Source organism: Streptomyces sp. NPDC006265, assembly GCF_040613555.1.
In the GTDB taxonomy this organism is placed as follows: domain Bacteria; phylum Actinomycetota; class Actinomycetes; order Streptomycetales; family Streptomycetaceae; genus Streptomyces.
Map to the genome: position 1 here is coordinate 1 of NZ_JBEXSH010000428.1, position 7,615 is coordinate 7,615.

A 7,615-nucleotide genomic window follows, 5' to 3' on the forward strand; every position below is an offset into this window, starting at 1 on the left:
CGTAGGCGTCGCGCTCGGCGTCCGGCAGGGAGTTGAGCAGCCGCCGGGCCGTGGCGAGCTTGTGCTCGACGGTCTTCTTGTGGGCGGCCACGGCCTTGCGGCTCGTCTCCAGTTCGCGGAGCTTCCCGGCGGCCTCCTCGCGGTCCTGGGCGAGTTGGCGCATGGCGCCCCGGAGTTCCCTCAGCTCACCGGCCTGGCGGGCGGTGAGACGGTCGAGCCGGGACGCGTGGTCGAGGTAGTCGTCCGGGTCGTCGGAGAAGAGCAGGGCGAGGGACGGGTCGATGCCGCCCGAGCGGTACTGGGCGCCGGCGAGTGAACCGAGGGACTCCCGCATGGAGTTGACGCGCTCCTGCTGGCGGGCGATGCGGTCCCGGACGGTGCGGACCTCGGCACGCAGCTCGTCGGCACGCTCATCGGCCTCGTTGTACGCCTCGGTGGCCTTCTCTGCCTGCTCGTAGAGGCGGTCCACCGTGGCCCGGGTGTCGTCGTACGGTGCGGCGGCGGCCGGTACCGCGCCCAGGGCGGCGGCCGTGACGGACAGGATGCTGACCGCGGCACTGGCGCCCCGGTCGAACCCGGACGGTGCAAGGCGGCGATGGGACCCCACGGGAAGCCGCTCTCCTTCCGCTGGCGGACACTTGGAACGCGGCAGACAGTAGCCCCGCGGCAGGAGGCCGCCAACGACCATCCGTGGGTATCCAGCACTGCGCCCCGCCGCTGACGCAGGTCAATGGCGGGGCGTGGGCTCACTCGGGGCCGTCGTGATTCGCCCGAACGGCGGACACCGTGTCCTGATCTTGAAGGCTCCGGGAGCCGTTCCTCAGACCCGGACGCCGAACATGAACGGGCCGCCGATGGTGCTCATCGACTCGTAGCGGACGACGGTGCCGGTGCGCGGGGCGTGGATGATCTGCCCGTTGCCGGCGTAGAGGCCGACGTGGTGCAGGTCGTTGAAGAAGAAGACCAGGTCGCCGACCTTGAGCTGGCTGGTGGAGTAGATCTTGGTGCCGATCTGGGCCTGCGCTTCGGAGGTGCGCGGGATCTGCATGCCGGCGGAGGCGTAGGCCCGGGAGGTGAGGCCGGAGCAGTCGTAGGAGCTCATGCCGGTGGCGCCGTAGACGTAGGGCTTGCCGAGCTGGCTCTGAGCGAAGGCGAAGGCGGACGCGGCGCGGCCCGAGCCGGGCGGGGCGTCGGCGGTGAGGGCATCGCGCTCGGCGGCCCGGCTGGCGCGGTTCTCCTCCTCCTTCAGCTGCGCCTTCTCCGCGGCGGTGAGGGTGTTGAGGAGCTTCTGCGCGGAGGAGAGCTTGCCCTGGACTTCCTTCTTCTTCTTGCCGAGTTCGGTCCGGGTGGAGGCGAGGTCCTTGAGCTTCTCGGAGGCCTCGGCGCGCTGCTGCGCCAGTTCGCGCTGCTTCTCCTGGACCTTCTTCAGCGCCTCGACCTGCTGGCTGCTCAACTGGTCGAGCGTGGAGGCCTTGTCGAGGTAGTCCTCGGGGTTCGCGGAGAGGAACAACTGGACGGAGGGATCGATGGAGCCGGTGCGGTACTGCGACGCGGCGGCGAGTCCCAGGCTGTCGCGCAGCTCGTTGAGCTCCTCCTGGCCGCGGGCGACGTTGTCCTGGATGGTGGAGATCTCCTTCTGGAGCTTCTCCTGCTTCTCCTTGGCCCCGTTGTACTTCTCGGTGGCGTGCTCCGCCTCTTCGTAGAGCTTGTCGACCTTGGTCTTGACCTCGTCCTTGCTCGGCTTCTCACTGGGGGCCGCGTTGGCGGCCTGCGAGCTGAAGGCGACGGCAGCGGCGGCGGCGGTGGTCAGCACGGTCACACGTGCTCGGCTCGGCTGCTTGGGACGACGGTGGGACGCCACGGGTGAAAAGCTCCTTCTGGCCCCTCCGCCGTCTCTCCCGATGAGTGATCACCCGAGCGGAGGTTCGGCCCGACCCTAGTGACCTTCCTGTGATCAGTTCAAATCCTCAGATGAAAAAATGCGTCACGGTAGACCATCTTTTCCTCTGGACTCACAGGCGGTGAGACTCACTTGACGCACCGTGGCTCACAGGTCCCACCAATTCGGGCATCACGCCCGGAGGTTACGCATGGCGCATAAGGCCCCTAAGCCCGTGAAAGCCGCCTGAGCAGCATCGCGGAGGCGACCGGGCGGGCGCCGGCCCGGGCCACGCCGTCGGCGACCTCACGGTCGGTGGACGCCACGATGACCGGGCGGCCCGGCGGTTCCGCGCGCACCAGCTGGCGGATGAGCTCGTCGGCGGTGACGCCCGGCTTCGAGAACAGCACGCGCACCCCGCGCGGCGGAGCCAGCAGCACCGGTGCGACCAGCTCGGCGCCGTCGAAGACGCAGGTCACCTCGGCGCCGCTCTGCGCGGCCAGTTGGGAGAGCTGCCCGAGCAGCCGCAGGCGCTGCTTCTCCAGCGGCATCTGCGGATAGCCGGTCTTGGTGACGTTGTAGCCGTCGACGACCAGGTGGGCCTGCGGCAGCGCCAGCAGCTGGTCCAGGACCTGCGGGTCGTCCTCCGACAGGGCGCGGGCGGCGATGTCCTTGGGGGTCATCCGGCCCGGCTCGACGGCGTCGACGGTCTCGGCGGGCCGCACCGACACCGGGGGCAGGGCCAGTTCGCGGCGGAGCCCCTGGGTCGCGTCCAGCAGGGTGTCCAGCAGCAGCCGGACCCGCATGTCCTCGACGCTGCGGCCCTCGCGGGCGGCCCGGCGCGCGGCCTCCAGGGCCGCCTCGCTCTCGCCCAGCCGGGACTTGAGGCGCCGGGTCTCGCTCTCGGCGGCGGAGACCTGTGCCTGCCCCTCGGCACGGATGGCCTCGATCTGTCCCTGCGCCTTGCGCAGGGCGGCCTCGCCGCGCTTGACGTCACTGAGGGCGGCACGCAGCTTGCGGTGCAGCGACTCGGTTTCCTTCTTGGCCGATTCCAGCTCCGTGCGCAGCCGCTCGGACTCGGCCCGGGTGTGGTCACGGGCCCGGTCGAGCTCGGCGCGCAGCCGCTCCAGCTCGGCCCGGCTCTCCTCGTCGGCGCGCTCGGCGTCGGCCCGCTGGGCCTCCTCACCGGCGGCGGTCACGAGCTTCACCCAACCGAGGGGCCGCAGTACGTAGGCCGCGGCCGCCACATCGAGCGGGTCCGCGGCCGGAGGCGGGGAGCCTGAGTCGAGGGCGCCGGTCAGCTCCGGCTGGGTCTCTCTGAGCTTCTCCCCGATGCGCTGCCGGAACAGCGGATCGGTCTCCAGCGCGGCCGCCATCGCGTTGCCGGCGAACTTCGCCCGGCGGTTCGGGGCGAACCGGGAGTACTGCCTGAGCTGCGCGGGCAGCTCGCCGATCGTCAGCGAACCGAAGCCGTCGGAGACGATCTGCACCACCCTGCGGCGCACGCCGTCGGGCAGCGGACGGTCGAGCACCTCGGCGGCGCCGTCGCCCGGCTCCCCGCCCGTGGTCTCCACCATCCGTCACACCCCAATCCGTGCGGGCCCTGCCCGGGACCCCCGTCCTCAGGAGCCGGCGCCCGGCCTGTCCACGAGTTCCACCTGGTCCACCGCGTTACACCAGCGGCAGCGCACCGACTCGATGGTCTCACTGAGGACCTCGCGCTCCTCGACCTTCGGCTCTCCGGCCAGGTCGAGGTGGACGTACTCGACGACCTTCGACGAGCGGGTCACGTCGAACCTCGTGAGGTTTCCGCAGAGGGTGCAGCGCCAACGCGTCTCGGCGGTCGGCAGGGGAACCGTCATCGTGACCTGTTCTCTTTCCTTCTAGTGTCCGCGACGCGACCGGCATCCCCGGTGCGTGTGGTCCGTAACCCTACGGCCTGGCGGGTACCCGCCGCCCGCGTGTCCACGGCGGCGAGGCGGTCTGTGCGGTTGCGTCCGGTTACGTCATGCTCTGTATTCATGATCCGCAAGTGGAGTGCGTCGATCGTCCGGGCCGGCAGATCGGTCGGGGGGGCGTCGGCGCCGGTGACGTACACCCTGATCGCCCTGTGCTGCCTGGCCTTCCTGGCCGGACCCGCATCGGGCCTGAACCCGGCGTACGGCACGGGCGACGAGCTGCTCGCCGTGCAGCGGGCCTACTTCCGGCGCTGGGGCGTGATCCCCGCAGAGTTGTTCGAGGGGTCCGGGAGGCCGGCCCTCACCCCCGCGACCGCGCTCTTCGTCCACGGCAGCTGGGTCCACCTGCTCGGCAACATGCTCTTCCTCTACGTCTTCGGGGCGATGACCGAGGAGCGGATGGGCCGGGTGCAGTTCACCCTGTTCTACGTCGGCTGCGGCTACCTTGCCCTGCTGGGCTACGCCGTCGTCAACGCGGACTCCGAGCAGTCCCTGGTCGGCGCCTCGGGGGCGATCTCGGCGGTCCTCGGTGCGTTCCTGTACCTGTTCCCCCGGGCCCGGGTGACCAGTCTCCTGCCGTTCCTCTTCTTCCTGCCGGTGCGCTTCCCGGCGTGGTTCGTGCTGCCGTTCTGGGCGGCGCTGCAATGGCTGGCGGCGGGGCGGGCCCCGGACGGGCCGGGGGTGGCCTACCTCGCCCACCTGATCGGATTCGGTCTGGGCTTCGGCTATGCGTCGGTCCGCTACGGGCGCCCCACCAGCCCTACTAGAGTGAAGGCCGCCCCTGCTCCGGCCCCCGAGGGAGAGAACCAGCCGTGATCACCGCGATCGTCCTCATCAAGACCAGCGTGGACCGGATCCCCGAGATCGCCGAGTCGATCGCGGCGCTGGACAGCGTCAGCGAGGTCTTCTCCGTCACGGGCACCTACGACCTGATCGCGATGGTGCGGGTGAAGGAGCACGAGGACCTGGCCGAGGTCATCCCGGGCCGGATCAGCAAGATCCCCGGGGTGGAGGGGACGGACACGCACGTGGCGTTCCGTACGTACTCGCAGCACGACCTGGAAGCGGCGTTCTCGATCGGGCTGGACAACTGAGACCGTCCGGCCTGCCGGGCCCCGGATGAAGAGTTCTTCATCCGGGATTCATGCTGCCGGCCGGGTCCCGTCCGCGGGATCGGGCGCATGGTTCTCTCTCGCCGGATGGCGGCCCTGTCCGCGGCGTCCGGCGTCCGGCGTCCGGCGTCCGGCGTCCGGCGAATCCTCGTCGGCTGCGGCGACTCGGGCACCCCGGACGGGGGCGCGGGCGCACTCCAGGCCCTGGGCGGCCGGCTGCTCGACGAGAACGGCCGGGACCTGGCATGGGGGCGGGCGCGAGCTGACCCGGCTGCACCGCATCGACCCGAGGGGCCTGGGACCCCCGCCTCGCGGACGTCGAGCTGCTCATCGCCCGCAATCCGTACCACGTACTGTGCGGCGGGCGCGGCGTGGCGCGGGTCTTCGGACCCCAGAAGGGTGCGACGCCCGCGCAGGTGGAGGAGCTGTCGGAGGCCCTGGAGAGCTGGGCGTTCGTCCTCACCCGTGATGCCGCCGTGCCGGACGGCGACCTGCGCTCCGGGCCCGGCACCAGAGCCTCCGGCGATCTGGGAGCGGGCCCGGCCGCCCTGGGCGCCCGTCTGCTCCCCCGCTTCGACGTGCTGCTGGACCACCTCGGCCTGGACGCGCGGCTGGCCCGTGCCGACCTGGTCGTCACCGCCGAGGGCGCCCTGGACCACCAGACGCCGCGCGGCAAGGCCCCGGCCGAGGCGGCCCGCCGGGACAGGCGCTACGGCCGCCCGGTGCTGGCCCTGGCAGGCACGCTCGGCGAGGGCGCGGGCGAGGTGTGCCGGGCGTGGAAGCCTGCCACGGCATCCTGCCCGCCCCGATGGAGCCGGCCGAGGCCCTGCCGCGTGCGCGAACTGCTCACGGACGCCGCCGAACGCGCCCTGCGGATGATCGTCCTGGGCAGCCGTCTGCCGGCTCAGGCGGAGGTGTCCGGCACGCAGCGACCGTCCTCGGTGCGGTAGTTCCACTTCGCGCCGTCCGCCACGAGTTCCTTCACCGCCCGCACGAACCGCTCCACGTGCTCGTCCGGCGTGCCCGCGCCGAAGCTGACCCGGATGGCGTTCAGTGACTTCTCGCCGGGCGCGGCCTCGGGCGACCCGCACTCCCCCTGGTCCTGCGGGTCGCTGCCGAGCAGGGTGCGCAGCAGCGGGTGGGCGCAGAACAGCCCGTCCCGTACGCCGATGCCGTACTCGGCGGACAGGGCGGCGGCGAAGTGGGAGCTGTTCCAGCCCTCGACGACGAAGGAGAGCACCCCGACCCGTGGTGCGTCGTCCCCGAAGAGGGACAGGAACCGCACCCGGGGAATGTCGGCCAGCCCCTCCCGCACCGTGCGGACCAGGTACTGCTCACGGGCCACCAGGGTGTCGAAGCCGGCCTCGGTCAGCGCCTTGCAGGCCGACGCGAGGGCGTAGGCGCCGATGACGTTGGGCGAACCGGCCTCGTGGCGGGCGGCGCTGTCGTGCCACTGCACGTCCACTCCCCCGTCCTCCCGCCGGCCGACCTTGCGGCTGGCGCCGCCGCCCGCGAGGTACGGCTCGGCCGCGCGCAGCCAGTCGGCCCGCCCGGCCAGGACGCCCGAGCCGAAGGGCGCGTACAGCTTGTGCCCGGAGAAGGCGACCCAGTCGACGTCGAGGTCGGCGACGGACACCTCGTGGTGCGGGGCCAGCTGCGCGGCGTCCAGCACGATCCGCGCACCGTGGGCGTGCGCGGCCGCCGCGAGCTCCCGTACGGGCCACAGCTCACCGGTGACGTTCGAGGCGCCGGTGACGCACACGAGGGCCGGCCCGTGGCCCCCCTCGATCGACACAGTGCGGTCGGCGAGGGCGCGCTCCAGGGTCTCGACGGCCTCGCGGGGGCTGCGCGGGGCGTCTAGGTAGGTGACCTGGGCGCTGCGCCACGGCAGCAGCGAGGCGTGGTGCTCGGTCTCGAAGACGAAGACCCGGCAGCCGGCGGGGAGCGCGGCGGCCAGGAGGTTGAGGGAGTCGGTGGTCGACCGGGTGAACACGACCTGGTCGCCCTCGCGGCAGTCGAGAAACTCCGCGACGGTCCGGCGGGCGTTCTCGAACAGGTCGGTGGAGAGCTGGGAGAGGTACCCGGCCCCGCGGTGGACGCTGCCGTAGTACGGCGCGTAGGCGGCGACGTCGTCCCAGACCCGCTGGAGCGCCGGGGTGCTGGCGGCGTAGTCGAGGGCGGCGTACGTGACCTCGCCTCCGGTCACGAGCGGCACGGTGACGTTCCGTCCCAGAACGGGCAGCGGGGCACATACGGACGGGGCGACGGCAAGGGTGGAGACGGACATGGGTGAACTCCCGTGAGGGCAGGGGGGATCCGCCCGCGAGCCGGTACGGCTACAAGCGGGGGGTGAAGGAAGGGGGATGCGGAGGCGGGGCTCTGCGGCCCTATCGCATTCGCTGATTCACGGGAGAACTCCTCGACGACCAGGACCCCTGGTATCGCGAGGGGTCCGCGCTTGCCGCAGACCTCGCTGCCTGCGGCCCGGTCTTCACCCGGGGCACCCCGCCACGGACGGAGGGTTGCCGGACAGTCGGCCGGGGCCTCATGACTGTCACTCATGACCTGATCAGGAACGTACGCGAAAAGATCGGCGCCCCGCAACCCGAGTCCGGATCGCGGGACGCCGTCCGTGGTTGCCTACCTGTTGCTCGCGGCCACCCAGC

6 protein-coding genes, 2 pseudogenes and 1 riboswitch are annotated in these 7,615 nt (G+C 71.8%); of the genes and pseudogenes, 3 read left to right on the forward strand and 5 right to left on the reverse strand.

Annotated features, from left to right (window positions below):
* The 4 genes and pseudogenes from ABZ281_RS29120 to ABZ281_RS29135 all read right to left on the reverse strand — a co-directional run.
* Nucleotides 1-607: pseudogene (locus tag ABZ281_RS29120) on the reverse strand (hypothetical protein); the annotation flags it as partial.
* A 213-nt stretch (nt 608-820) separates the two neighbouring features.
* Nucleotides 821-1,861 carry an NlpC/P60 family protein gene (locus ABZ281_RS29125; protein ID WP_356660209.1) on the reverse strand — a complete coding sequence of 347 codons (1,041 nt, stop codon included), beginning with the start codon at nt 1,859-1,861 and terminating at the stop codon, nt 821-823.
* Nucleotides 1,862-2,106: 245 nt separating this feature from the next.
* Nucleotides 2,107-3,456, reverse strand: coding sequence for an NYN domain-containing protein (locus ABZ281_RS29130; RefSeq protein WP_356660211.1), 1,350 nt, complete (start codon nt 3,454-3,456; stop codon nt 2,107-2,109).
* Between the two features lie 45 nt (nt 3,457-3,501).
* Nucleotides 3,502-3,741 carry a hypothetical protein gene (locus ABZ281_RS29135; protein WP_003989675.1) on the reverse strand — a complete coding sequence of 80 codons (240 nt, stop codon included), beginning with the start codon at nt 3,739-3,741 and terminating at the stop codon, nt 3,502-3,504.
* Nucleotides 3,742-3,900: 159 nt separating this feature from the next.
* On the opposite strand from ABZ281_RS29135, the gene ABZ281_RS29140 reads away from it, so the two are divergent.
* The 3 genes and pseudogenes from ABZ281_RS29140 to ABZ281_RS29150 all read left to right on the forward strand — a co-directional run.
* Nucleotides 3,901-4,653, forward strand: coding sequence for a rhomboid family intramembrane serine protease (locus ABZ281_RS29140; RefSeq protein ID WP_356660213.1), 753 nt, complete (start codon nt 3,901-3,903; stop codon nt 4,651-4,653).
* Complete coding sequence (locus ABZ281_RS29145; RefSeq protein ID WP_030848030.1) at nt 4,650-4,931, forward strand: Lrp/AsnC ligand binding domain-containing protein; 282 nt, start codon at nt 4,650-4,652, stop codon at nt 4,929-4,931. The genes ABZ281_RS29140 and ABZ281_RS29145 overlap by 4 nt, the downstream gene beginning before the upstream one ends.
* Before the next feature lie 150 nt (nt 4,932-5,081).
* Nucleotides 5,082-5,899: pseudogene (locus tag ABZ281_RS29150) on the forward strand (glycerate kinase); the annotation flags it as partial.
* Here ABZ281_RS29150 and ABZ281_RS29155 read toward each other — a convergent pair.
* Nucleotides 5,854-7,236 (reverse strand): aminotransferase class V-fold PLP-dependent enzyme, encoded by a 1,383-nt coding sequence (locus ABZ281_RS29155; RefSeq protein WP_356660215.1) that lies wholly within the window; start codon nt 7,234-7,236, stop codon nt 5,854-5,856. The pseudogene ABZ281_RS29150 and the gene ABZ281_RS29155 overlap by 46 nt on opposite strands.
* 162 nt (nt 7,237-7,398) lie before the next feature.
* Nucleotides 7,399-7,515: riboswitch (SAM riboswitch) on the reverse strand.
* Nucleotides 7,516-7,615 lie beyond the last annotated feature (100 nt).

Bases quoted from the DNA above. Each gene is read 5' to 3' on its own strand.
- ABZ281_RS29155 (WP_356660215.1), bottom strand. From the start codon at position 7,236: ATGTCCGTCTCCACCCTTGCCGTCGCCCCGTCCGTATGTGCCCCGCTG.
- ABZ281_RS29135 (WP_003989675.1), bottom strand. From the start codon at position 3,741: ATGACGGTTCCCCTGCCGACCGCCGAGACGCGTTGGCGCTGCACCCTC.
- ABZ281_RS29140 (WP_356660213.1), top strand. From the start codon at position 3,901: ATGATCCGCAAGTGGAGTGCGTCGATCGTCCGGGCCGGCAGATCGGTC.
- ABZ281_RS29130 (WP_356660211.1), bottom strand. From the start codon at position 3,456: ATGGTGGAGACCACGGGCGGGGAGCCGGGCGACGGCGCCGCCGAGGTG.